The organism is Pseudoalteromonas sp., from assembly GCF_041613455.1.
GTDB lineage: Bacteria > Pseudomonadota > Gammaproteobacteria > Enterobacterales > Alteromonadaceae > Pseudoalteromonas.
On record NZ_JBFJHD010000014.1, the window covers coordinates 1 to 23,970 of the forward strand.

20 protein-coding genes and 1 pseudogene are annotated in these 23,970 nt (G+C 43.4%); 14 read left to right on the forward strand and 7 right to left on the reverse strand.

What is annotated here, in order from left to right; genetic code table 11:
• Positions 1–222 precede the first annotated feature (222 nt).
• The 5 genes from ihfB (at position 223) to ABYB02_RS02835 (ending at position 3,174) form a co-directional block, all read left to right on the forward strand.
• Positions 223–510: an integration host factor subunit beta gene (gene ihfB / locus ABYB02_RS02815; protein WP_372760848.1), complete on the forward strand. Its 288-nt coding sequence runs from the start codon at positions 223–225 to the stop codon at positions 508–510.
• A gap of 26 nt (positions 511–536) precedes the next feature.
• Positions 537–818 (forward strand): lipopolysaccharide assembly protein LapA domain-containing protein, encoded by a 282-nt coding sequence (locus tag ABYB02_RS02820; protein ID WP_372760850.1) that lies wholly within the window; start codon positions 537–539, stop codon positions 816–818.
• A 2-nt stretch (positions 819–820) separates the two neighbouring features.
• Positions 821–1,957, forward strand: coding sequence for a lipopolysaccharide assembly protein LapB (gene lapB / locus ABYB02_RS02825; protein ID WP_372760852.1), 1,137 nt, complete (start codon positions 821–823; stop codon positions 1,955–1,957).
• A 44-nt stretch (positions 1,958–2,001) separates the two neighbouring features.
• Positions 2,002–2,706, forward strand: coding sequence for an orotidine-5'-phosphate decarboxylase (gene pyrF / locus ABYB02_RS02830; protein WP_372760854.1), 705 nt, complete (start codon positions 2,002–2,004; stop codon positions 2,704–2,706).
• A 123-nt stretch (positions 2,707–2,829) separates the two neighbouring features.
• A complete protein-coding gene (locus tag ABYB02_RS02835) occupies positions 2,830–3,174 on the forward strand; it encodes a hypothetical protein (RefSeq protein WP_372760907.1) in 345 nt (114 codons plus the stop codon).
• A 62-nt stretch (positions 3,175–3,236) separates the two neighbouring features.
• On the opposite strand, the gene ABYB02_RS02840 is transcribed toward ABYB02_RS02835, so the two are convergent.
• The gene (locus ABYB02_RS02840; RefSeq protein WP_372760856.1) at positions 3,237–4,067 is read right to left on the reverse strand and encodes a S1 RNA-binding domain-containing protein; all 831 of its coding nucleotides are present in this window, start codon (positions 4,065–4,067) and stop codon (positions 3,237–3,239) included.
• A gap of 2 nt (positions 4,068–4,069) precedes the next feature.
• Entirely contained in the window at positions 4,070–5,395 is a 1,326-nt protein-coding gene (locus ABYB02_RS02845) for a DEAD/DEAH box helicase (protein ID WP_372760858.1), read from the reverse strand.
• Between the two features lie 200 nt (positions 5,396–5,595).
• Between ABYB02_RS02845 and ABYB02_RS02850 the strand changes: the two genes are divergently transcribed.
• The 6 genes from ABYB02_RS02850 to ABYB02_RS02875 all read left to right on the forward strand — a co-directional run bounded on the left by ABYB02_RS02850 (position 5,596) and on the right by ABYB02_RS02875 (position 14,103).
• Complete coding sequence (locus tag ABYB02_RS02850) at positions 5,596–6,603, forward strand: rhodanese-related sulfurtransferase (RefSeq protein WP_372760860.1); 1,008 nt, start codon at positions 5,596–5,598, stop codon at positions 6,601–6,603.
• Between the two features lie 246 nt (positions 6,604–6,849).
• Entirely contained in the window at positions 6,850–7,089 is a 240-nt protein-coding gene (locus tag ABYB02_RS02855; RefSeq protein ID WP_372760909.1) for a hypothetical protein, read from the forward strand.
• A gap of 255 nt (positions 7,090–7,344) precedes the next feature.
• Entirely contained in the window at positions 7,345–8,322 is a 978-nt protein-coding gene (locus tag ABYB02_RS02860) for an efflux RND transporter periplasmic adaptor subunit (protein WP_372760911.1), read from the forward strand.
• A 2-nt stretch (positions 8,323–8,324) separates the two neighbouring features.
• On the forward strand, positions 8,325–11,405 hold the full coding sequence (locus tag ABYB02_RS02865) for an efflux RND transporter permease subunit (RefSeq protein WP_372760862.1): 3,081 nt from the start codon (positions 8,325–8,327) through the stop codon (positions 11,403–11,405).
• Positions 11,406–11,493: 88 nt separating this feature from the next.
• Positions 11,494–13,389 (forward strand): DUF294 nucleotidyltransferase-like domain-containing protein, encoded by a 1,896-nt coding sequence (locus ABYB02_RS02870; protein WP_372760864.1) that lies wholly within the window; start codon positions 11,494–11,496, stop codon positions 13,387–13,389.
• A gap of 3 nt (positions 13,390–13,392) precedes the next feature.
• Complete coding sequence (locus ABYB02_RS02875; protein ID WP_372760866.1) at positions 13,393–14,103, forward strand: 3'-5' exonuclease; 711 nt, start codon at positions 13,393–13,395, stop codon at positions 14,101–14,103.
• Between the two features lie 90 nt (positions 14,104–14,193).
• Here ABYB02_RS02875 and ABYB02_RS02880 read toward each other — a convergent pair whose 3' ends face one another.
• Positions 14,194–15,777, reverse strand: coding sequence for a BCCT family transporter (locus tag ABYB02_RS02880; RefSeq protein ID WP_372760868.1), 1,584 nt, complete (start codon positions 15,775–15,777; stop codon positions 14,194–14,196).
• A 449-nt stretch (positions 15,778–16,226) separates the two neighbouring features.
• Between ABYB02_RS02880 and egtB the strand changes: the two genes are divergently transcribed.
• Both egtB and egtD read left to right on the forward strand, forming a co-directional pair.
• Complete coding sequence (gene egtB, locus ABYB02_RS02885; RefSeq protein WP_372760870.1) at positions 16,227–17,489, forward strand: ergothioneine biosynthesis protein EgtB; 1,263 nt, start codon at positions 16,227–16,229, stop codon at positions 17,487–17,489.
• Complete coding sequence (gene egtD / locus ABYB02_RS02890) at positions 17,486–18,460, forward strand: L-histidine N(alpha)-methyltransferase (protein WP_372760871.1); 975 nt, start codon at positions 17,486–17,488, stop codon at positions 18,458–18,460. The genes egtB and egtD overlap by 4 nt, the downstream gene beginning before the upstream one ends.
• A gap of 19 nt (positions 18,461–18,479) precedes the next feature.
• On the opposite strand, the gene ABYB02_RS02895 is transcribed toward egtD, so the two are convergent.
• The 4 genes from ABYB02_RS02895 to pxpB form a co-directional block, all read right to left on the reverse strand.
• Complete coding sequence (locus ABYB02_RS02895) at positions 18,480–19,253, reverse strand: PhzF family phenazine biosynthesis protein (protein ID WP_372760873.1); 774 nt, start codon at positions 19,251–19,253, stop codon at positions 18,480–18,482.
• Positions 19,254–19,341: 88 nt separating this feature from the next.
• Positions 19,342–21,015, reverse strand: coding sequence for an asparagine synthase B (gene asnB, locus ABYB02_RS02900; RefSeq protein ID WP_372760875.1), 1,674 nt, complete (start codon positions 21,013–21,015; stop codon positions 19,342–19,344).
• Between the two features lie 323 nt (positions 21,016–21,338).
• Complete coding sequence (locus ABYB02_RS02905; RefSeq protein ID WP_372760877.1) at positions 21,339–22,280, reverse strand: biotin-dependent carboxyltransferase family protein; 942 nt, start codon at positions 22,278–22,280, stop codon at positions 21,339–21,341.
• Positions 22,273–22,938: a 5-oxoprolinase subunit PxpB gene (gene pxpB / locus ABYB02_RS02910; protein ID WP_372760879.1), complete on the reverse strand. Its 666-nt coding sequence runs from the start codon at positions 22,936–22,938 to the stop codon at positions 22,273–22,275. The genes ABYB02_RS02905 and pxpB overlap by 8 nt, the downstream gene beginning before the upstream one ends.
• A 378-nt stretch (positions 22,939–23,316) precedes the next feature.
• Between pxpB and ABYB02_RS02915 the strand changes: the two are divergent.
• Positions 23,317–23,961 (forward strand): annotated as a pseudogene (locus tag ABYB02_RS02915) (peptide-methionine (R)-S-oxide reductase); the annotation flags it as partial.
• Positions 23,962–23,970 lie beyond the last annotated feature (9 nt).

The following is a 23,970-nucleotide window of genomic DNA, read 5'->3' on the forward strand; positions in this document are numbered from 1 at the left end:
ATATGTTGGTGTTGATCGTAAGAACCGCACTTTAAGCTTATCTGTTAAAGCTCTTTTCGAAGCAGAAGAGAAAGAAGTACTAGAGAAGCTTAAGAAAGAAGAGCCAGTGTTTGAAAACGCAATGGCAGCTGCTTTCGCAAACGCACAAAAAGACTAATTTTAACGGTCTTTAATTGGAGGGGCAGTTCATGCCCTTCCATTATTTCTTTTTAAGGAAATGCTATGACTAAGTCAGAACTGATAGAAGTACTTGCGGAGCAACACGCACACGTTCCAGTGAAAGATGTTGAGAATGCAGTAAAAGAAATTCTTGAACAAATGGCCAGCTCATTATCGTCTTCAGATCGTATTGAGATCAGAGGCTTTGGTAGTTTTTCTTTGCATTACCGCGCACCTCGCACCGGTCGTAATCCTAAGACAGGCGAAACCGTAGAGCTTGATGGTAAACATGTACCTCATTTTAAACCAGGTAAAGAGTTACGCGATCGTGTTAACGAAAGCATTGCCTAGTTAACTTATTTATTGGAGTAGGTTACTTGTTTAAGGTATTAAAGATTATTCTGGTTGCACTGTGCCTTATTAGTGCGTTTGTATTGGGCTCACAAAACCCACAATTAGTACAAATAAATTATATTATAGCCAGTAATACAGCACCTTTAGCCGTTATAATAAGTATTTGCTTTTTACTAGGTGTGTTGATCGGTTTTTTTATTAGCTTTAAATTATTTTCAAAATTAAAGTGGCAAAACTATCGTTTAAAAAAGCAACTAGCACCTGAAAAAAATAACAATAAGCTTGCTGCTGATAAAGACACCTAACTATGATTGAGCTGTTATTTTTACTACTTCCCGTTGCAGCCGGTTACGGTTGGATAATGGGTAAAAACAGTGCTAAAAATCAAGCTCATCAATTTAACCGCCAAATCACTTCAGAATACAGCAAAGGGTTAAAGTTTTTACTTGATAGAGAAGAAGATCAAGGCCTTGAACATTTAATCAATTTACTTGAAGTTGCAGCCGATTCCGTTGAGCATTACTCAACGCTTGCCACTATGTTTCGCCGCAGAGGCGAACTTGACCGCGCAATAAAAATCCACGAATTGCTGTTAAAACACCCCAGTCTAAATGAACAACAAGCCACCGCTAGCCGCCTAGAATTAGCCGAAGACTATATAATGGCCGGCTTATTAGACAGTGCAGAAGAGCACTTGGTGTGGCTTGTTAAAAACGGCCACCCAGAAGCGCTCGACCCGATTATTACCCTGTATTCACAAACACGTGAATGGCAAAAGGGGATTAATATGTATGAGGCTTATGCTGAGCTATTTACAAAAGAGCAGCAATTTAAAGCCATTGCCAATTTTTATTGCGAACTGGCGTTAAGCGCTAATAGCCCCGCGTTAATGAACAAGGCGACCAGTCTCAATCCCAAAGCAATACGCCCGTTATATGAACTCGGGTTATTGGCTTACACTCAAGAAGACTATGTAAAAGCTATTTATTATTGGCGCGAGCTAGTCTGTCAGTTTACTTTTTTTGCACCGCTATTCATTGATCAATTGGCACATAGTTACCAACAGTTAAATTTAACCCATCAGTTTCATGAACTCGTCAGTGAATTGCTAGAAAAAGGTGGTGTGCTGATCAAAATTAAGCATTGCCAAGCGCTGTTAGAGCAGGGTCACACAGAGCAAGCGCTTGAGTTTATAACCGACAGTTTAAAACGTCAGCCTACCATACGTGGCTTTAGTTTTTTATTGCAACTAATGGGTAGCCAAAATAAAAATACACAAGATGTACTTAATCAAATAGATAAGCTAGTTACTTCTTATATTGCCACTAAACCGGATTTTCAATGTCAGCACTGTGGTTTTACTAGTTATACTATTTATTGGAATTGCCCTTCGTGCAAGCATTGGGAAACAACGGTACCAAGCCGTGGCCTAGACGGTTTTTAATCGCTCATTTTTTATTATTATATTTGTCAGATAGTAGGATAGTTATGCCTTTCGAAAAATCAAAAAAAGTGCTTATCGCACTTGATTATGACGACCAACAAGCCGCTTTAGATTTTGTAAAACAATTATCGCCTAACACGTGTCGTTTAAAAGTGGGCAAAGAAATGTTCACTTACTTTGGCCCACAGTTTGTAAAGCAATTAATCGACTTGGGTTTTGATGTGTTTTTAGACTTAAAATTCCACGATATCCCTAATACGGTAGCAAAGGCGGTTACTGCGGCAGCCAAAATGGGCGTGTGGATGGTAAATGTTCATGCGAGTGGTGGCTTTGAAATGATGCAAAAAGCTAAGCAAGCACTCGCGCCTTTTGGTGACAAAGCTCCTTTATTAATCGCGGTTACGGTTTTAACCAGTATGAATGAAGCAGAACTAAAACGCTTAGGGATTGATAAAACAGCTGAGCAACAAGTGATTCATTTAGCTAAGTTAGCTAAAGAAGCAGGGTTGGACGGTGTTGTTTGCTCAGCGCAAGAAGCTCAGCAATTAAAAGCGCAGTTAGGCAGTGATTTTAAACTTGTTACCCCAGGGATCCGTCCGGCAGGCAGTGACGCAGGTGATCAAAAGCGTATCATGACACCACAGCAAGCGGTTGCAGCAGGCAGCGACTATTTAGTCATAGGCCGACCTATTACACAAGCAGCCGATCCACTTGCTGTGCTTAACAATGTTAATAAAACAATTAGTTAAATTAACAAAAAGGTAAGGTTTTAGCATTAGAACCCTTGCGTAGCGTTGAATAAATGTTACATTAATAATAGCAGAATGTGGTAAGGATGTTATTTTGAGATTGTTAATGGGGGGGTATTGGTTGTGGTGGCTGGGTTTGCCATTAATAACTATGTACTTTCGAACAGGGTGTCTGGTGAGGTAATGGATGTCACTGATGTTATTTCTACATACCCAGTAGATACCTTCGATTTTAAACAAACGCTACAAGAGTATGCTCGGCATTTGTGCTATAAAAACGACGCCGCGTTAGCTCACGCGAATGTGGGTGTGTATGAATGTATTGATAACCACGATAAGCGAAAAAATGCCTGTAACCACAAAGTATTTCGCTTAGCACCACTGACACTTGAAGAACAACGCGAAGTGGTTAATTATGCGCAGCAATATATTCAGTGTACTTTGCCTTATAAGTCTATAAAAGGCTGAAAATTAACTTAAAGCGCCCAGGCGTGTAATGACTAGGCGCTATAGTTAAATAGTTAAGCTGATTATTTTAAGCGAATAGATTTGGCCTCAATATCGATTAACCCTTGCTTAAACAATCCGCCGATGGCTTTTTTATAATTTGCTTTGCTGGTTGAAAAAATCTTTTTAATGGTTTCCGGATCGGATTTATCACCTAAGGCGATAACACCACCTTCACTTTTCAGTTTTTCCATAATCACATCACCGAGCTCACTGACTTTGCCCATGCCTGGTTTTTCTAGTACCACGTCAATTTTGCCATCTTCACGTACTTTTTGCACAAAGCCTTTAAGTTTTTGTCCGACAAATAAGTTTTTAAACACCATATTGTAAAACACCACACCAAAATGTGATTCTTCAATCAGCACTTTATAGCCGATATCCGTTTTACCCGCGACAATCAAATTAACTTCTTGTAAGTGCGTATATTGCGGTTCGTCTTTAGATAGAAAGCGATTAAAGTTAGTAGAGGCACAAATACGCTTACTGGCATTATCTAAATATAAGCGTACTAAGTATGAATGCCCTTGTTGCATACGCGGCTTTTGCTCGTTGAACGGCGCGAGCACATCTTTATCGAGGCCCCAATCTAAAAAAGCGCCAATACTGTTAATTTCTTTAACGCGCAGTAGGGCGTATTCCCCTACTTGAGCGTGCGGCTTTTTCAGCGTGGCGGTCGGCAAGTTAGCATTGTCTAAAAAGATAAATACATTAATACTGTCGCCGGCTTCAAGCTCATGTTTAATTTCTTGTTTAGGTAAGAAAACTTCGCCTAGCTCATGGCCATCTAAGTAAGCACCTTCGTTGCTAACTTCTTTTACAAATAAGGTTTGTGTGGTTCCTAGGTAACTCATAATTATTCCTGCTCAGGCTTTTTTTTGCGACGCATAGGTGTGTCGCCATCGATATTAATGGGGGCTTTGATTGGTGCAGCGGGTTTTTTAGCTTTTACTTTACGTTTAACAACAGCCTTTTTAGGCGCTGCTGCGGTTGTGGTTTTAGCTTTAGTGGGCACAATTTTTTTCTCTTTAATGCCTTTAAATTTTGCCTTTAAACCATCTACCGTTGCAAATTGTAATTCGTCATTTAAGAAGCGTTTAATGGCTAAATAACTCGACCAATCTTTAGGGCCAATGAGTGAAAGTGCACTGCCTTTAAAACCAGCACGGCCCGTACGACCAATACGATGCACGTATTCTTCTGCGTGTTTGGGTAAGTCAAAGTTAATTACATGGGTAACACTGAGTAAATCTAAGCCACGCGATGCGACATCAGTGGTAATTAATATTTTAAAGTTTTCACGGCTAAACGCATCCATAATATCTAAGCGCTTAGATTGCGTTAAATCGCCAGCTAATGCTTGAGCTTTAAAGCCTTTGGCATTTAGTGCGTCGCTTAAGCGACTGGTGTCGGCACGCGTGGCGGTAAAAATGATGCATTGTCCCACCTCATCTTGGCGCAAAAAGTGTTCAAGTAAGGCTTCTTTATGATCGAGATGGTCGGCTAAATAGAGTCGCTGTTGAATGTCAGAGTGCTGCTCATTGGCTGCACTGAGCATAATTTGTTTCGGTTTTTTTAATAAATTGCGAGATAACGCATCAACTTGCGCATGGTCTAACGTTGCCGAAAACAATAAGGTTTGACGCAGGCGGTGATCTGCTAACTCATTAATCATTTTTATTTGTTCAGTAAAGCCTAAATCTAAAATACGGTCGGCTTCATCAAATATCAGTAACTCTAAACCACTGAGTTGCAATGAACGTTTAGTGAGGTGATCGGCAAGGCGACCCGGGGTTGCAACGACAAAGTGCGGGTCATTACGCAGCGCTTTAATTTGGTCATTAAAGTTCTCACCGCCGAGAATTTTTATCGCTTTAATATTGGTACCGGCGACGAGCAAGCGTAGTTGCGTAAACACTTGGGTAGCGAGCTCGCGGGTTGGAGCCACAATTAATACTCGAGGATCGCGTTTACTGAGCGCTTTTTGTTTCATTACGCGCTGCACAGCAGGTAATAAAAACGCCAAGGTTTTGCCTGACCCAGTTTTAGACTGAGCGAAAATGTCATGGCCTGCAAGTGCGGTGGGCACTGCGTGCGCTTGAATATCGGTAGGCTGGGTGATCCCTTGATGCGCTAATTGTTTTTCAAGGCGAGTATCAATCCCAAGATCAGTAAAGTGCAATGTGTGTTTCTCCAAAATGAGCAAGTTAAGCGTATAATTTTTATTGCGCTATTATAGCCCACACAGGTATGTGGCTAACAGTAAAATGCAAATTATAAGGCTATTTTTTGCATTTAATCGGAAAAAGCGTAAAATACGCGCCCCAGATGCGCCGGATTTACGATTCGGTATTTATTAAAAAGCAAAAGTAGGAATAAAAAATGACAGTTGTTCATAAAGACAATGTAACCGCAGACCATTTTGTAGTGTGCGCGCTGTATAAGTTTGTTGCATTACCAGAATTTGCAGCACTTAGACAACCCCTGCTAAAAGTAATGGAAGCGAATGACGTACGCGGCACGTTATTGCTGGCTGCAGAAGGTATCAATGGTACTGTGTCTGCCAAGCGCGAAGGAATAGACAATTTACTGACTTGGCTTGATGAACAACCACACCTAGATAACATCGTTAGCAAAGAATCTTATGACGACGAATGCCCGTTTTACCGTACCAAAGTAAAGTTAAAAAAAGAAATTGTTACTATGGGGGTTGAAGGCGTTGATCCACTTAAAGTGGTGGGCAGCTACGTTAAGCCAACAGATTGGAATGCATTAATTTCGGATCCTGAGGTTATTTTAGTTGATACCCGCAACGATTATGAAATTGAGATCGGTACCTTTCAAAATGCGGTGGATCCAAACACCAAAACATTCCGTGAATTTCCGCAGTGGGCTAAAGAAAACCTCGATCCGAGCAAACATAAAAAAGTAGCGATGTTTTGTACCGGTGGTATTCGCTGCGAAAAATCAACCGCCTATATGAAAGAGCAGGGCTTTGATGAGGTGTATCATCTTGAAGGCGGTATTTTAAAATACTTAGAAGAAGTGCCTAAAGAAGAAACCCTGTGGCAGGGCGAATGTTTTGTTTTTGATAACCGCGTAGCAGTCAATCACGATTTACAAAAAGGCTCTTACGATCAATGTCATGCTTGTCGTATGCCAATTACCGAAGACGAAAAGTTAAAACCAGAATACATGGAAGGCGTGTCGTGCCATCATTGTCACGCCAGTATTACCGATGAACAGCGCGCCCGCTTTGCAGAGCGCCAAAAGCAAATTGAGCTTGCTCAAGCACGCGGCGAAGGCCATATCGGTAATGAAGCACAAGCTGTTTTACAACAGCGTAAAGAAGCTAAAAAGGCACAAAAAGACGCACAGCGTAGTCAATAAATACGCTGTGAATAAAAAGCCCCAGCTTAGTCTGGGGCTTTTTTGATCGTACTGTTTGCTAAAAGTGTGGCGATTAACATATCTAGAGTGATAAAACAGGCCTTTAGTTATGCAAAAAAGCTTTTTCTGGCGTGGAAAATAATTGTTTGCAACTTCATCAGCGTGTGTTGATGTAAAACGGTGTGTTACTGTAATAAATAGCCTCTGCGTTTTAAGGTAGTTGCTATCCTTAGCGATACGTGTTGAATAGCCGAAGCTTATGTTGTCGGCAACATACTTGGCATCCTAGGGGTATCTGCTTTACTGCAGCCACTACCGATACATGCACGGGTACTGCAATTTGATCAATGGGTGATGCTGGCCGCTTCACTATTATTGTTGCTGTTTTTATTTACCGGGCGGCAATTGAGCCGTGTAGAGGGGGGGCTGCTATTGCTTGGCTATGCAGGCTATCTAGGGCTGAGTTTTACCGTGTTTGGCGCTTAACAAAATAGCTGAGCAATAGCGCAACAGTCGCTGACATGTCTTTATTAGCCAACAATAAAAGCCATGATTGTAGGCAGCTTACATGATTGTTGGAAACTTTAATGGGGTCATTTATTTCACCTTATTGATAGGCTAGTTTATCGTAGCTGGCTAGGTATTGAGAAAATAACTGTTAAACTGCGTAACATAATAGCAATAATAATTAATTAGGATGATATTTTGAACTCGCGAATTCTTTTACTGTGTGTATTTGCTATGTTATCAGTGTTAAGTCTGCCTGCAATCAGTGCCAATGTGGTGGTAGAACCGGTGGTAATGGAACGTGCTAAGCAGCAAGTTCAGGCCGTCGGTAATGCAGAAGCGATACATTCGGTGGTTTTATACCCCGCGGTGGGTGACAGGGTAACGGCGGTGCACTTTAAACCCGGCGATAAAGTTGCGGAGGGTGATGTATTACTTGAGCTCGATTCGCGTCGTCAACAAGCAGCCCTTGCAGAGGCAAAAATTAAACTTGCTGATAGTCAAAGAACGCTAGCACGTTTAAAGCAAAGCCAAGCAAAAGGGGCCGTGCCACAAAGTGATGTAGATGATGCTAAAACGCGTGTGGAGCTTGCAAAAGTAACCCTTACTCAAGCCGAAACTGAATACCAAGACCGTCAAGTGCGTGCTCCTTTTAATGGGACTATGGGGCTGACCGACGTCGAGGTGGGTGACAGGATCACTCCGCAAACAACGATAGCCAGCATCGATGACACTCGCCAGCTATACATTAACTTTAACGCTCCAGAGTCCGCTATTGCAATGCTTAGAAATAATGCCAGTGTGCAGGTATTTCCGTGGCAGTCGCAGACTCCCGTAGCTGCAGAAATTGCTTATCTAGACTCACGTATTGACCCACAAACGCGTACATTGCGAGTTAAAGCCAAACTAAATAACCCGCAGCAACAATTTTTACCGGGTATGAGTTTTCGCGTCCACATAGCGGTATCAGGGCAGCGTTATGCGGCCATTCCTGAAGCGGCATTGCTTTGGGGGGCAACGGGCCCGTATGTGTGGATTAGTGTTGACAATAAAGCTACCCGCGTTGATGTAAAAATAGAACAACGTTTGGCAGGGCGCTTATTAGTGTCAGGGCCATTAAAGCCAAACGACACGTTAGTGGTGGAGGGCGTACAGCGTTTACGTGCCAATCAAGAGCTAAACTTCTCAGCTACCACAGGTAAGGTGGATTAGCCATGAAACAACCCCCTATGATGCAAGATTTGCCGTCCATGGCAATTCGCCGCCCGGTACTGATAGTGGTACTGAACCTGCTCATTATTATTGCCGGAATTGCCGCCATTGCAGGCGTTGAAGTACGTGAGCTCCCTGATGTAGACCGGCCGCGTATTACTGTGTCAGCGTCGTTTCCTGGCGGGTCACCCGAAACAGTCGACACCGAAGTGACCAGTAAACTAGAAGGGGCTGTAGCGCGCGTGAGTGGCGTTAAGTCTATTCGCGCCCAAAGTGAAGAAGGTAACGCTCGTATCGTGGTTGAATTTAGGCCCGGCGTTAACCTAGACGATGCAGCCAATGAAACCCGCGAATCAGTGGCTCGCGTGCAACGCGAACTGCCAGAAGAAGTTGAGCGTGTATCAATTATTAAAGCCGATAACGATGCCGAAGCGGTTGTATCGCTTACGGTGGCAAGTAATAGTCTATCGTTAGAAGCATTAACTGAACGAGTTGAAGTTGATTTAGCGCCGCAGTTTTTAACCATTCCTGGCGTGGCCGATATACGCTTAAACGGTGACCGTGAGCGCGTGCTACGGGTGCGTATTGATCCGTTAAAGCTCAGTAGCTTTAATTTAACCATACCCGATGTGGCGACTGTGCTAAAGCAAGCGCCCTTTGATGTGCCTGCGGGGAGTTTAAAGTCCAGTGATCAGCAAATCATTGTACGCGCTGACGCAACGTCAGTGACACCGGCACAAGTAGGCGACATTATCATTCGTGGCGATACCCGTATTAGTGATATTGCTGCGGTGTATTTTGGTCCCGCCGATCCTCGCTCTATGGTGAGACTCAATGGCAAGCCGGTGATAGGCATGGAAATCATTCGTCAAGCACAGTCAAACACCATTGAAATTTCTGATGAAGTGCTTAACTTAATTGCCGGCATGCGCGAGCGCTTTCCTGAAATGGAATTTACCCTGACCTCCGACGATGCCCAATTTATTAGAAGCTCGGTAGACGAGGTGATCAACTCTTTATTACTTACCGTGCTGCTAGTGGTGATCACCCTGTGGGTGTTTATTGGCTCTTGGCGAGCAACTTTGGTACCGGCATTAGCGATACCAGTGGCACTGATTGGCTCGCTTGCGCTTATATGGGCACTGGGTTTTTCAATTAATATACTCACCTTATTAGCCTTGGTACTGGCCACTGGGTTAATTGTTGATGACGCGATAGTGGTGAGTGAAAACATTCAACGCCAACGTGGTCTGGGCTTAGGGCGTCGCGCCGCAGCGGTCATTGGTACTCGAGAGGTGTTTTTTGCGGTAATAGCGACCACGGCGGTGTTAGCAGCGGTGTTTGTACCCATTGCGTTTTTACCTTCAACGGCAGGGCGCTTATTTAGAGAATTTGGTGGCGTATTAGGCGGTGCGGTTATTATATCCAGCTTTGTTGCCTTATCACTGGTACCCGCATTAACCTCAAAATTAAAGCTCAAACAAGGGGGCTTTCATCCATTTGCTAAGCTTGGTCACCGCTTGGCAGCTATTTATCGTAAAACCATACACCAAGTACTGGATCGTGCATGGCTGACATTTAGTGTGTGTTTGCTGGTTGCGGCTGGCTCTGGCGCGCTTTATTTAAATTTAGAAAATGAATTATTACCAAATGAAGATCGCGGCAAAATAAGGATCTTTGCCCGTGGCCCAGATGGCGTAGGGTTAAACTTTATGGACCGCCAAGCATTAAAAATGGAAGATATTTTATTGCCCTTTGTGCAAAGTGGTGAAATAGAATCTATTTATACTGTGGTGGGGCAATGGGATCCAAATATTGTGTTTATCACCGTGCCGTTAAAGCATTGGGATCAGCGTAACTTTAGCCAACAACAAATTATCGATAAAATTCGCCAGCCCCTAATGAACATTCCAGGCGCACCGGCCTACGCAGGGGGCGCAAACAGTTTAAATTTACGTGGCCAAGGTGGTGGCATTGAGATTGCGTTATTAGGCCAAGATTACTTACAGATATTTAAAGCTGCCCAACAGTTTGCCGCAGCGCTGGAACAGGATGTGCCTGAGGTGGCACCAGTACGGGTATCGTATCAGCCGTCGCAGCCGCAATTACGGGTTAATATAGATAGACGCCGCGCCGAAGAGCTCGGAGTGTCACTCAGTGATATCGCAATTACACTAAGAGCAGCTATCAATGGCGATGATATTGCCGATCTTAATATTGGCGATCAGTCTATTCCTATTATGTTACAAGCGCAAAATCAAACCATTAATGCGCCCAGTGATTTAGCCAATTTATACATTCGTGCTCGCGAGGGGCTGTTAGTGCCACTAAGTAGTGTGGCAACTATATCAGAAGAAGGGGTAGCCGCAGAGCTGGAACGCCATGCCCAACGACGCGCCATCGAACTAAGTATGGAATTACCAGAAGGCGTCACTATTGCCACATTAGTACAGCAAATTAAACAACAGGCAGAGCAATCGTTGCCTGCAGGTATTACACTGGCGTTAAAAGGCGAAGCACTGACCTTTGAAGAAACCTCAAACGAAGTGTTGATGACCTATATTTTAGCGTTTTTAATTGTATTTTTAGTGCTGGCCGCGCAGTTTGAAAATGTTAATAGTGCCATTGTGGTGATGATCACGGTGCCTTTTGGTATCACTTCAGCCATTTTGGCACTGTATTTAACCGGCACTTCACTCAATATTTATTCGCAAATTGGCTTGGTAATGCTGATAGGGTTGATTGCTAAAAATGCCATATTATTGGTCGAGTTTGCTGATCAACTCAGAGATAAAGGACTCACGGTACGCCATGCAGTTGAGCAAGCGGCTTTGGTACGACTAAGGCCAATTACTATGACCCTAATATCGACCTTACTTGGCGCATTGCCATTAATTTTGTCAAGTGGTGCAGGCGCTGAAGCGCGTAATGCGATTGGTTGGGTGGTTTTTGGCGGCTTAGCGTTAGCGGTATTATTTACTTTATACTTAACCCCGGTTATTTATTTAGGCTTAGCCCGTTTTACCACCCCCCGCGCAGATGAAACTAAACAGCTGGCGCAGGAGCTAGAAAGACTAGAGTAGCGTAATTAAAGCCTAATTAACTAATTCTCTTTGAAAAAGGTGTTAATTAGGCTCACAATTACCTAGAAGTTATTAACGGGAACTAAGTATGCAAGCCGAGCAAATAGAAATAGCGCAGTTTTTAGCACAACACCCGCCATTCAATGATTTACCAACAGAGGCACTAAATGAGCTGGCACAACAAGTGGAGGTGGCTTACTTTCGTGCACAAACAGAAATCCTCCAGTTTGGCCAAGATATTGCCGATTTATATGTGATCAGAAGCGGGTCTGTGGAAATGTATCGCCGTAATGGTGAGCTGTATAATCGTCTGGCGATAGGTGGAATATTTGGCCAAATGGGCTTGTTAATGAACCGCAAAGTGCGCTTTCCGGCTACAGCCCTGGAAGATACTTTAGTTTACTGCATTAACGTGGAGTTATTTAATACTTACTGTAGTGAATTTGATGCCTTTGCCGATTACTTTGAAACAGACGGCAATGTACGTTTACATCAAGCGATTGTAGAGCAAGCAGACAGTAACGATTTAACCACCGCAAAAATTAAGTCATTAATTCATCGTGAAGTGGTCACGGTATTAACCACAACGTCGGTACAAGATGTAGCGCAACTAATGTGTGAAGAAGCGGTGTCATCGGTTTTGGTTACCGATATAAATAAACCGATAAACGATGATCCAGACGAAGACGATGGCCAAGTGGTGGGCATTATCACCGATCGCGATTTACGCAATAAAGTGGTGGCGCCGGGCTTGTCGCTAACCACCCAAGCGCAACATATTATGTCCGACAATTTAGTGATATTAGATGCCAATGCCTATGTTTTTGAAGCGGTATTAGCAATGCTGCGGGACAATTTACATCACTTACCTGTGGTGCAAAAACGCCGTCCGATTGGGGTGATTTCGCTGTCTGATATTTTACGCTATGAGTCGCAAAGTAGCTTGTTGTTAGTGAGAGGTATTTTGGCACAACAATCGGTTGAAGACTTAACCCATTACGCGCGGCAATTGCCGAATGTTTTTGTGCGCATGGTAAACGAAGATGCCAATTCGCATATGGTAGGCACGGCGATGGCGGTAATTGGCCGCACATTTAAGCAGCGACTATTAGTGTTAGCTGAAGAAAAATTTGGTCCGCCACCGGTACCCTATTGTTTTATTGCTTTAGGGTCAATGGCTCGCGACGAGCAGCTTATTGTTACCGATCAGGATAATGCCCTTATTTTAGATGATAACTATAATGATGAACTGCATAACGAGTATTTTCAAAATTTAGCTGACTTTGTCTGTGATGGACTGGCGCAGTGTGGTTACACCTATTGTGATGGCGAAATTATGGCATCATTTAAAAAGTGGCGTAAAACCCGCGCGCAGTGGGTCGAGCAATTTAGTGATTGGATAGCCAAACCTAAACCGCAAACGTTATTACACAGCTCTATATTTTTTGATTTAGATGGCGTGTGGGGCAAGACCAAGTGGGCTGATGAGCTGAAAGTGTTTGTCGCTAAACAGTGCAGAAAAAATCGCGTTTTTTTAGCTAATATGGCCAGCAATGCACGTAATCGAACGCCACCACTTGGTTTCTTTAAAGGCTTTGTGTTAGAGCATAATGGTCAGCATAAGCGCTCAATGAACTTAAAGCGCCGTGGTACTGCACCGTTATCGGATGTCATACGCGTGCATGCTTTAGCAATAGGATCACGCAAGCAAAACTCATTCGATCGCTTAGAAGATGTTATCGATGCTAAGTTGTTACCAGCAGGCAAAGCACAAGATTTACGCGATGCCTTAGAGTATATTTCTATGACACGCATTCGCCATCAAGCGTGGCAAATTGAGCAGGGTGAAGTGCCCGATAACGACTTAGATCCGTTGCAATTATCGCCTTTTGAACAGCGTAATTTAAAAGAGGCATTTGCCATTATAGAAAAAGCTCAAAATTATTTAAAGTTTAGTTATTCAACCAATGTCAGCGTTAAGTAGACTATGTTAAAGCAAAATAGTGCCACAGTAGATTGGCCGAGTCGTTATCAGCATTTATCACAACACTGTCAGAATAGCCTGTTAAAATCTTTTTATCAGGCGGCATTTAAAGACCCTAATGCAGCAATAAAAGATGTGCCTTTTGTAGCGATGGACTTTGAAACCACAGGGCTTGATAGTAGTAACGATGATATTGTCAGTGTTGGGCTGGTACCGTTTAGTTTACAACGGATTTATTGCCGGGAAAGTCGTCATTGGGTAGTACAACCGCGGCGCAACTTGCATGAAGAATCGATTATTATCCACGGTATTACGCATTCAGAAGTGAATGATGCTCCTGACTTGAATCAAGTGATCCAGCCGTTACTTGATGCATTGAAAGGTAAAGTGGTGGTGGTGCACTACGCTGCGATTGAACGCCATTTTTTAAATAATGCATTAAAGCTGCGCCTAAAAGAGGGAATTGAGTTTGCGCTGCTAGATACTATGGAGTTAGAGCAACGCGCTTTAAAAGCACGGCAGGGATTGGTAGGGCGGCTATTTAACAAAAAGCTTGGCTCATTAAGGCTTACAGACTGTAGAGAGCGGTATTCATTACCCAGTTACAAAAACCATAATGCCCTTACCGATGCACTGGCAACGGCAGAGTTATTACAGGCACAAATTAGCTATCACTATCGTTTAGATACGCCACTATCACAACTATGGCTGTAATCGAGTAAGTGCGCTCACATTAAACCTCAAGTGAATAATTTTCTTGCATAAAAAACGCCGCAAAAAGCGGCGTTTTAATAACGGCTAAACTTATTTAGCCATCGGACGTGGCTCAGTACGTAATCCTAAGATCAAACTAATACACATCAGTAATAACACAATAGTGAATGGCAAGCCGGTTGATACTGCACCTGCTTGAAGCGCTTCAATAGCCTCTGTACCACCAATCCACAATAATGCAGCAGCAATTGCACCTTCTACTGTTGCCCAAAATATACGTTGCGGTACGGGAGCGTCCACTTTACCACCCGCTGTAATCGAGTCGATAACCAGCGAGCCAGAATCTGACGATGTTATAAAGAACACCAGTACCAATACAATCGCAATAAACGACAAGATACTCGACATCGGTAATTCATCAAACATTTGGAACATTGCCAGAGGCACGTCTGTTAATCCTTGCGTGCCTAGTGCACCAACGCCTTGAATAACTTGATCAATCGCCATGCCACCGTAAATAGACATCCATAATATGGTTACGACCGTTGGAATTAACAACACTGCAATTAAAAACTCACGAATCGTGCGACCACGAGATACGCGAGCGATAAACATCCCCACAAACGGTGACCACGAAATCCACCATGCCCAGTAAAATACCGTCCAGCCATGCATCCAGGTTTCATCTTCACGGCCATGTGGGTTGCTTAGCGGGATAATGTTTTCAACATAGCCCATAACAGTCGTTGGAATATTACCAAACGACACAGCAAAGCCTACTAAACAAACAAATACCAGTAGCACTAGGGCGATTAACATATTAATGTTACTCAATACTTTTACGCCACCGTCGATACCACGTGCCACAGAAATAATGGCTAATAAGGTTACGCCAATAATCACTAAAATTTGTGAGCCAACACCACCGCTGGTACCAAATACATGATCGATACCTGCCGACGCTTGTTGCGCACCTAAGCCTAACGACGTAGCTAAACCAAACAAGGTGGCTAATACCGCAAGAATATCGATAATGTGACCTGGCCAGCCCCAAGCACGATCGCCCAAGATAGGGTAAAAAATTGAGCGGATAGAAAGTGGTAAACCTTTATTGTAGGTAAAAAATGCTAACGACAGCGCCACGACACCGTAAATGGCCCATGGGTGTAAGCCCCAATGGAACATGGTCGCGCCCATAGCAGCTTTAGCAGCTTCAGGCGTGTTAGGGGTTACATTTAATGGCGTTTCATACCAACCAGTGTAATACGCAACGGGTTCAGCGACACCCCAAAACATCAGACCAATCCCCATACCAGCGGCAAATAGCATCGCCAGCCAAGAGATACGTGAGTGGGTTGGTTTAGCATCATCGCCACCTAAACGAATTCTACCGTAAGGAGAAACAATTAACGCTAAACAGAATATGACGAAAAAGTTAGCGGCCCACATAAAAAGGCTGTCAAAATTATTAATGATATCAAGTTTAATACCATCAAGTGCAGCTTTCGAAGTTTGTGGATCGGTAACTAAAATCGCGAGTAGAAATATCACGATCAGACCTGCGCTGATGCCAAAAACGGGGTTGTGAATATCAAACCCCCATTTTTGTACGTTATCTTGACCTACGGTATAGTCCGTATTGTCAATACTATATTTGTCATGCTCTTCGCTCATGCAATACCTCTTGTTGTAGTTTTAACACGCTGCTGGTGCGTCACAGTAGTAATTAATTAAATTAGCCTTGTAATACAATTTGTTTAAATATACTACAAATAAATAATTCGAAGACTAACTAATTTAATTTCAGATTAATTTGTTATTAGTGTATGAGTTAAATACTAAATGTAAATGATTTTGTATCTAAAACGCTGATAATATAATCATAATGGTGATATTTATGCGTTTTTGGTATGAAAAGCGAACTTCACCCAGCGCCGCAAAATAGTTTACTAATCCAAGTAACTTTTTCGACCAAGGTTATATATTTGTGCAATAAAACGTTAAAAGTAAACTACAATTTTCAACAGCTGCACAAATTTGCTCTTCCCCTAGTGCGGCTGTTATATCAAGGGAACTTAGGCTATATTTTTAATTATATAGTAAGCAAAGGAGCTCAACTAACAATGGCGTACCATAAAAAAAGTGTGTCTGCTGCAACGCCACTTGCTTACTATTTTAAGTCTGTTCGTGATTATAGCTTGTCATTAGTAAAACCGCTAAATGCTGAAGATTGCCAAATACAGGGAATGGCCGATGTCAGCCCCATAAAATGGCACCTTGCACATACCAGCTGGTTTTTCGAAACCTTTATACTCGATTTACACAGTTTCAAATACCAGCTGTTTGACCCAGAGTATAAAGTTTTATTTAACTCTTATTATAATGGTATCGGTAAGCAATTTAAGCGTGCAGAGCGTGGGAGTTTATCGCGACCTACGTTAGAGACAATATTGGCGTACCGAGCACATGTTGATAGCGCGATGCTACGTTTACTAAGCACAGCCATTCCTCGTGAAGTGGAGCGTCTTATTACACTGGGTATTAATCATGAGCAGCAACATCAAGAGTTGATGCTTATGGATATTAAATATAACTTTTCGCTTAATCCTACATTTCCTGTTTATGAGGCAGATAAATTACGCACCCTGAATGATGAGCGATGCGCTGCGCCATTGACTTATATAGCCTTTGATAAAGCCATAATTAACATCGGCACGGATGCCATTAACGTATTCGCTTATGATAACGAACAACCAAAGCATCAAGTCTTGGTACATCCGTTTAGTTTTGCCAACCGGTTAGTAAGTAATGGCGAGTATCTCGCGTTTATAATGGCTGGTGGCTACACCAGAGCACACTATTGGTTAAGTGATGGCTGGGCACACCTACAGCAGCACAACTTAACTCAGCCCCTGTATTGGTATTACATTGATGAGCAATGGTTTGAATTTGGTCATGCAGGTTTACAGCCACTTAATTTATCCGCGCCGGTGTGTCATGTGAGTTATTTTGAAGCCAATGCCTACGCAAATTTTGTTAATGCACGATTACCCACAGAGTTCGAATGGGAGCTCGTTGCGCAGCGCCATGCTGACAACAACAGTCAACAGCAGCCATGTGACAAACAGCAACTTAACGCGATTACGAAGCTTACCGATATCCGCTGGCAGTGGACCAACAGTGCCTATTTGCCATACCCAGGCTTTGAGCCCATCACAGGTGACGCGGGCGAATACAATGGTAAATTTATGAGTAATCAAATGGTGTTACGAGGAGGTTGTGAATTTACACCGGCCAATCATTCACGTATCACTTATAGGAATTTTTATTATCCGCATCAAGCCTGGATGTGCAGTGGAATACGACTAGCAAAGGATAGACTATGAGCCAAATGACAGCCATCAAAAACAGTGAAGTAAGCCACTTAGCGTTTTTAAACGATGTACTTAGTGGGCTGACAAAACGACAAAAGACATTGCCTTGTAAATACTTTTATGATGATAAAGGCGCGGCGTTGTTTGAACAGATCACCACGTTAAAAGAGTATTATATCACCCGCACCGAGTTTGCCATTTTAGCCGCGTATGCACCCGCAATAGCCCAGCGGTTACCGCCTAAGCTAACCATTATAGAGCCGGGGTGTGGCTCGGGTAAAAAAGTGGCGTATTTACTGAGCCAGTTAGTGAATGTGCGGGCGTTTGTGCCATTTGAAATATCGACCGAAATGCTCAATTATTCACTGACGCATTTATCGGCGCAATTTCCAAGCTTAGTCATTTCTCCGTTACAAGGAGATTTCACTCACAGTCTCACCGTGAAGCAATTAAGTAAAGAAACTGCATTAGATAGCCACACTAATTTAGTGTATTTTCCTGGTTCAACGCTCGGTAATTTTGATCCCCTAACAGCAATTAAAATACTGAAAAACTTTCACCGCTTGTGCGGCATTAATGGCTATATATTAATCGGCATAGACTTAATAAAATCACGACACACATTGCTAGACGCCTACGACGATAAAGCCGGTGTGACAGCGGCGTTTAATAAAAACTTACTGACGCGAATGAACAATGAGTTAGCGGCCAATTTTGTGCTGTGTCAATTTAGCCATCAAGCGCGTTTTAATGAAAAGCATAGCCGAATAGAAATGCACTTAGTCAGTGATTGCTGCCAAACGGTGATGATAGGCGAGCAAAAAATAGCTTTTAAACAAGGAGAAACAATTCATACCGAAAATTCACACAAATATACTTTGGCTAGCTTTAAAAAACTAGCACAGCAGGCACAGCTAATGCTCACCGATACCTGGCAAGATGAAGATGGTTATTTTGCGCTGTGTTTACTTAGACCGTATTAATGCAGGATTAGCATGACAGTTAATATATTAATACGCGGTGTTTATCGAGTTTATAGTGCATAAAAGCACCACGCGGCGATTGTTGCATTAAACTCCCCATTGTTAAACCATAAAGTTGATATATAAGAGGGGCAATGACGGCAACGGCCGAGCCGGTTGCGCTATCTTCATCAACCCCAAACTGCGGCGCAAAGTAACGAAAACAAGCGGTACACTGTTGTTTATCTTGGGTGTTTATCTGTAGCACAATAAGGGCATTATTATGCGACTGTTTAAGTGCTTTAATATCGACCTCAAGGCTGTGCAGCGCGATAGCTTGATTAATCAACGCTATGCTGTAACTATTTTTAGCACCCGCACTATAGTAATCACTGATAGTGACAGGTAGCACCTCTTGTAATGAGGCACATGCAGTGATTCGCTTTGATTTTATTGCCGCCAGTTCAAGTTGTGCAACTTTGCGTTTTACTTTCATAACAAAGTGTTCATGGCTGTTTGTAATAAACAGCCGCGGGCAATAATTATAATTCTGTAATAAATACTTAGCCGCCGCGAGTGTACCGTGTCCGCAACGCATAATTTCGCACTGAGAATTAAACCAGCGAATAGGGCAGTGTGGTTTATTTAATTGTGAGCGCTTTAAAAATACCGTAGCAGGGTGCTGCGACTGAGTGGCGATGCGCTGCATTACAGGGGTCGTTAAAGCTGTGTCATAAATTACAATAAGTGCCGTTGCACCATTTAAGTTTTGGCTAGGGTTCGCAAATACGGTTTGCACGGCGAGTTGTTGCACACCACGTAGTAAAAAATTGTATTTTCTAGTATCAGTCGCACACTGCCGCACCGGTAAAGCTAATTGGTGCGGCGCTCTATGGGGACTATTAGCCCTTGCTTGTATAGGCATCGTTATGAATACCTGCCGCGCGCCCTGACGGGTCGGCATTCGTTTGAAAAGAGGCGTCCCATGCTAACGCTTCAGGGGTAGAGCAGGCCACTGACTTACCATGCGGTACACATTGTGCGGGGGCATCTCCTGGAAAGTGCGACTCAAAAATACTGCGATAAAAGTACGCCTCTTTTGAATCTGGAGTATTAATCGGGTATTTAAATTTGGCATTGGCCAGTGCTTGATCGCTTACTTGCTCGTTTACATACTCTTTTAGAGTATCAATCCAACTATAGCCCACACCATCGGAAAATTGCTCCTTTTGTCGCCATAATACTTCGTCTGGTAAATAGCCCGTAAAGCCTTCGCGTAAAATGTGTTTTTCAATTTTACCGTCTTGACACATTTTTGCTTGGGGGTTAATGCGCATTGCCACATCAACAAACTCTTTATCAAGAAACGGTACACGTGCTTCGACCCCCCAAGCCGCCATCGACTTGTTGGCGCGTAAACAGTCAAACATGTGTAGCTTTGATACTTTACGGTTTAGTTCTTCGTGGAACGCCTGTGCACTCGGTGCTTTGTGAAAATACAAATAGCCACCAAATAGCTCATCAGCGCCTTCGCCCGACAGCACCATTTTTATTCCCATGGCTTTTATTTGCCGTGCCATTAAGTACATCGGAGTAGAGGCACGAATAGTGGTAACATCGTAGGTTTCAATGTGGTAAATCACTTCACGAAGCGCGTCTATCCCTTGCTGTATGGTAAAAATAATCGGATGGTGCACTGTGCCAATCATATCGGCTACTTTTTGTGCCGCGGCGAGATCTGGCGAGCCTTCAAGCCCCACCGAAAAAGAATGTAGTTTAGGCCACCATGCATCGCTTTGGTCGTTATCTTCTATACGTTTTGCTGCGAAGTGCTGTGTGATGGCAGAAATAACTGACGAATCTAAACCACCCGAAAGTAATACCCCATAAGGTACATCACACATAAGTTGGCGTTTAACTGCCGCTTCTAAAGCATCTTTCACGTCTTGGGCGTCGGCACTGTTATCTTTCACCGCCGCATAACTTTGCCAATCACGACTATAATACGACTTGAGCTCACCGTCTTTACTGTATAGGTAGTGCCCGGGAGGAAACTCTTCAATCTGTTTGCAAATAGGAGCAAGTGCCTTTAGCTCTGAAGCGACATAAAAGTTACCATGCTCATCGTGGCCAGTGTAAAGCGGAATTATACCAATATGATCACGGCCAATAAGGTAAGCATCGTTTTCTTCATCATATAAACAAAAGGCGAAAATGCCATTGAGATCATCTAAAAACTCAGCGCCTTTTTGTTTGTACAAGGCTAAAATGACCTCACAGTCAGATTGGGTTTGAAAGCTAAAATCAACGGTGAGCGCCGCTTCCAGTTGTTTATGATTATAAATTTCACCATTAACCGCTAAAATATGTGTTTTTTCTGGGTTATATAACGGTTGTGCACCACTGGACACCCCCACAATGGCTAACCGCTCATGCACTAAAATGGCTTTGTCAGAGGCATACACCCCCGACCAATCTGGACCTCGGTGTCTGAGTAACTTCGACATTTCAATTGCTTGAGTACGCAACTGAGCAGGATCAGATTTAATATCTAACACCCCAAATATTGAACACATAAATTAATTCCTCATTTTTATTTTTTATCTAACAGCGCTAATTAGCTGAATGACTTACCTTTGTTTTAACAGAAACATTTACCTAAGTCACACAGCATTTACAAAAAAATAAGAATAATTTATGCACCAAAATAAGCGTTAATGCACCAAAATGATCAATCTGCCGTGCTTGGGGCTACTTATACTCCGTGTAAGCCAAGCAAAGCATACTATCTCGAGGGCTTACAAGGGGGAGCAATGAATCCCGCTACAAATTAGATGCGCAATAATGGTGCAGTATAAAGTGCAAAGTTAATGACAAAACTCGCCCCAATGGTGAGCGTTTAGCCACGTGCATTGTGCAATGCAATATTGAGCTGTGCCAAATGCGCCGCGAGGGCCTGTTGTGCCTGCTGCGCTTGTGCAAAGCTGACATAGTTAAAGACAATTTCATCACCGGCATTAAATTGCGCTAATTGGTGTAAATCAGCGGCAATAACGTTTCCGAGCAGTGGATAGCCTCCCGTCGTTTGACCATCGTTCAACAGTACAATAGGCTCGCCATTGGGCGGCAACTGTATCGAGCCCGGGCTAACCGCAAGCGAAGGCAACGAATGGCAATGCACTAATTGCTGTGTATCGGCATGACTCAACCTCAAGCCCATGCGATTACTCTGACAGCTGACTTTAAAGCCAGTGCTGAGAAAATGATTAACCAATTTAGGGCCGAGCAATTTAGCATGCGGGCTTGGGTGCAGGCGGATTGCTTTGCGTTTTGCTGGCGTTAGGGCACCTATTTGTTTCATTGCCTGTGTGTTTGCAGCGGCTTGAATGGGGATCACATCGCCGGCAGAAAGGGCACGACCATGCAACCCACCAAAACCAGCGTTTAAGTCGGTTGAGCGGGAGCCCATAATAAGCGGGCATTGTATGCCGCCTTTCACCGCCAAGTAGGCACGTAATCCGCCTCTGCCAATATCAAAGGTTAAAACTTGTTTATTTTTAACTGTATATGTCCAGCCGGGGTAAATGGCGCGACCATCAAGCTTGGCGTGTAAGTCGGCGCCATGCAGTGCAATTAGCGTGTCACAGTTAAATTCAAGCTCACATAATCCCACCGTCACTTCAAGGACTGCGTCGTTGTCGTGGTTGTTTAAGAGTCGGTTGGCAATAATATGGGCATAGCTATCTAAACTCCCTGCAGTGCTCACTCCTAAATGACGGTAACCCACGCGACCTAAATCTTGAATTGTTAGCAGTACACCGGGCTTAATAACCTTAATCATTTGCTAGCTCCTGTGTATGAGTTGCAACAAACGCAAGCGTATCACCAGGTTGTAATAAACACGCGGGCGTATTGTTGCTATTAAATAGTTCAGTATCGCTGTGGCCTATAATATGCCAGCCACCTGGAGTATCGGCTGGGTATATACCAGTTTGTGCCGCACCAATGGCAACAGCGCCTTTAGGTACTTTAATCCGAGGCTCTGCGCGACGCGGTGTATGTAAACGCGGGTCTAAGCCGTGTAAATAGGCAAACCCAGGCTGAAAGCCTAAAAACAACACATGGTATTGCGTGGCACAGTGAATGTTAATCACTTCCTGCACCGTTAAATTATGAAATTGCGCTAAGCTGAGTAAGTCTGCGCCGTTATAATGTGTGTTAATTACATGATGGTTACCGCTAAAGTCACTGCTTTTAATATCTGCCCACAAGGCAGGGAGAGTACGTTGCCAGTGAGTTAATTGAGCTGATGAACGCAAATAAAGCGTTAGTGAGTTCATGCCCGGGACGACATCTATAAACTCATTACTGGTAGTGCAATGCGCCGCCAACGCCCAAATTTTTTTTTGTGTCGCTAACACATTGCCAGCGTTTATGTGGGTCGCATCAATCAGTAAGCGGGTGTTACTGAGTGCATAAACAAGGGGAAGCATATCCATAGTACAAACCTTTAAATACAACATGCTACAAAGCTAACATAAATATCAAGATATATAGATAGCCTTGCGACCAGTGCAGTGCAGTAACAGACGAAACTAGCCGCATCAATACAACCATAACCCAGCAAATACTCGTTGCAGCAGCCGTTAAAGGGATATTACTGAAATAATGTAAAAATTTCAGCGCGTGATTTAATTGAAATTAATAGCCAGCGACGCTGGTCCTAATAATAACAGGCATTTTCAAGGGCAACTATGTCATATTCTCTGCTAATGGTTATCACGTTCAGCGCTTTAGTAAGTGGTGCTGTGAGCACTGCTGCGCCGTTTGAAAAAGTAGCAGCAAATAATGTGGCCGCTACTACCCATGAAGTAACCGTGGATAATTCCCTGTTAATGCAGGGCAAACAAATACTGGTGTTGGATTCGCCAGCCTATTGCCCGTACTGTGAAAAATTTAAACGTGATGTGGCGAATCATTACCAGGGCAGTATCCCCATGACATTTCGCCATGCCGATGAGCTTAGCGGGTTAACCATTAAGTCCTCGACGTGGGCAACCCCTACCGTGTTGTTTTTAGAGCACGGGGTAGAAGTGTATGCATATCAAGGCTACCTAGCGGCGCCGGCGTTTTATAAGTTATTAGGGGCATTTAAGCTCGGCGACAGCGATGCCTACCAAGTGGCGTTTAATGCCAGCACCGATCGCGCTTATTGCAAACAATATAAACTTTTTAACACTACCAGCGATGGCACCTTTGTTGACAAGCTCAGTGGCGAGGCGTTATTTGACACGCGAGATAGGTTTAATTCAGGCACCGGCTGGTTATCATTTACCCAGCCGGTAAAAAACAGTGTGACATACCACGACGACAGTCGTTGGGGTATGCAGCGTATAGAATTACGCGCTAAAACCAGCGGTATTCATTTAGGGCACGTATTCAGAGGCGAAGGCCCCAAAGGGCAAGATCGTTATTGTATTAATGCCACCGTGTTAGAGTTTAAGCCCAGAGCCAACAATTAACGACCGTTA

Excerpts from the sequence above, each read along its gene's own strand:
- lapB (WP_372760852.1), top strand. The coding sequence starts at position 821 with ATGATTGAGCTGTTATTTTTACTACTTCCCGTTGCAGCCGGTTACGGT.
- egtD (WP_372760871.1), top strand. The coding sequence starts at position 17,486 with ATGAGCCAAATGACAGCCATCAAAAACAGTGAAGTAAGCCACTTAGCG.
- ABYB02_RS02905 (WP_372760877.1), bottom strand. The coding sequence starts at position 22,280 with ATGATTAAGGTTATTAAGCCCGGTGTACTGCTAACAATTCAAGATTTA.
- ABYB02_RS02875 (WP_372760866.1), top strand. The coding sequence starts at position 13,393 with ATGTTAAAGCAAAATAGTGCCACAGTAGATTGGCCGAGTCGTTATCAG.
- ABYB02_RS02870 (WP_372760864.1), top strand. The coding sequence starts at position 11,494 with ATGCAAGCCGAGCAAATAGAAATAGCGCAGTTTTTAGCACAACACCCG.
- ABYB02_RS02850 (WP_372760860.1), top strand. The coding sequence starts at position 5,596 with ATGACAGTTGTTCATAAAGACAATGTAACCGCAGACCATTTTGTAGTG.
- pyrF (WP_372760854.1), top strand. The coding sequence starts at position 2,002 with ATGCCTTTCGAAAAATCAAAAAAAGTGCTTATCGCACTTGATTATGAC.
- ihfB (WP_372760848.1), top strand. The coding sequence starts at position 223 with ATGACTAAGTCAGAACTGATAGAAGTACTTGCGGAGCAACACGCACAC.
- ABYB02_RS02880 (WP_372760868.1), bottom strand. The coding sequence starts at position 15,777 with ATGAGCGAAGAGCATGACAAATATAGTATTGACAATACGGACTATACC.
- ABYB02_RS02860 (WP_372760911.1), top strand. The coding sequence starts at position 7,345 with ATGTTATCAGTGTTAAGTCTGCCTGCAATCAGTGCCAATGTGGTGGTA.
- asnB (WP_372760875.1), bottom strand. The coding sequence starts at position 21,015 with ATGTGTTCAATATTTGGGGTGTTAGATATTAAATCTGATCCTGCTCAG.
- ABYB02_RS02840 (WP_372760856.1), bottom strand. The coding sequence starts at position 4,067 with ATGAGTTACCTAGGAACCACACAAACCTTATTTGTAAAAGAAGTTAGC.
- egtB (WP_372760870.1), top strand. The coding sequence starts at position 16,227 with ATGGCGTACCATAAAAAAAGTGTGTCTGCTGCAACGCCACTTGCTTAC.
- ABYB02_RS02865 (WP_372760862.1), top strand. The coding sequence starts at position 8,325 with ATGAAACAACCCCCTATGATGCAAGATTTGCCGTCCATGGCAATTCGC.
- pxpB (WP_372760879.1), bottom strand. The coding sequence starts at position 22,938 with ATGGATATGCTTCCCCTTGTTTATGCACTCAGTAACACCCGCTTACTG.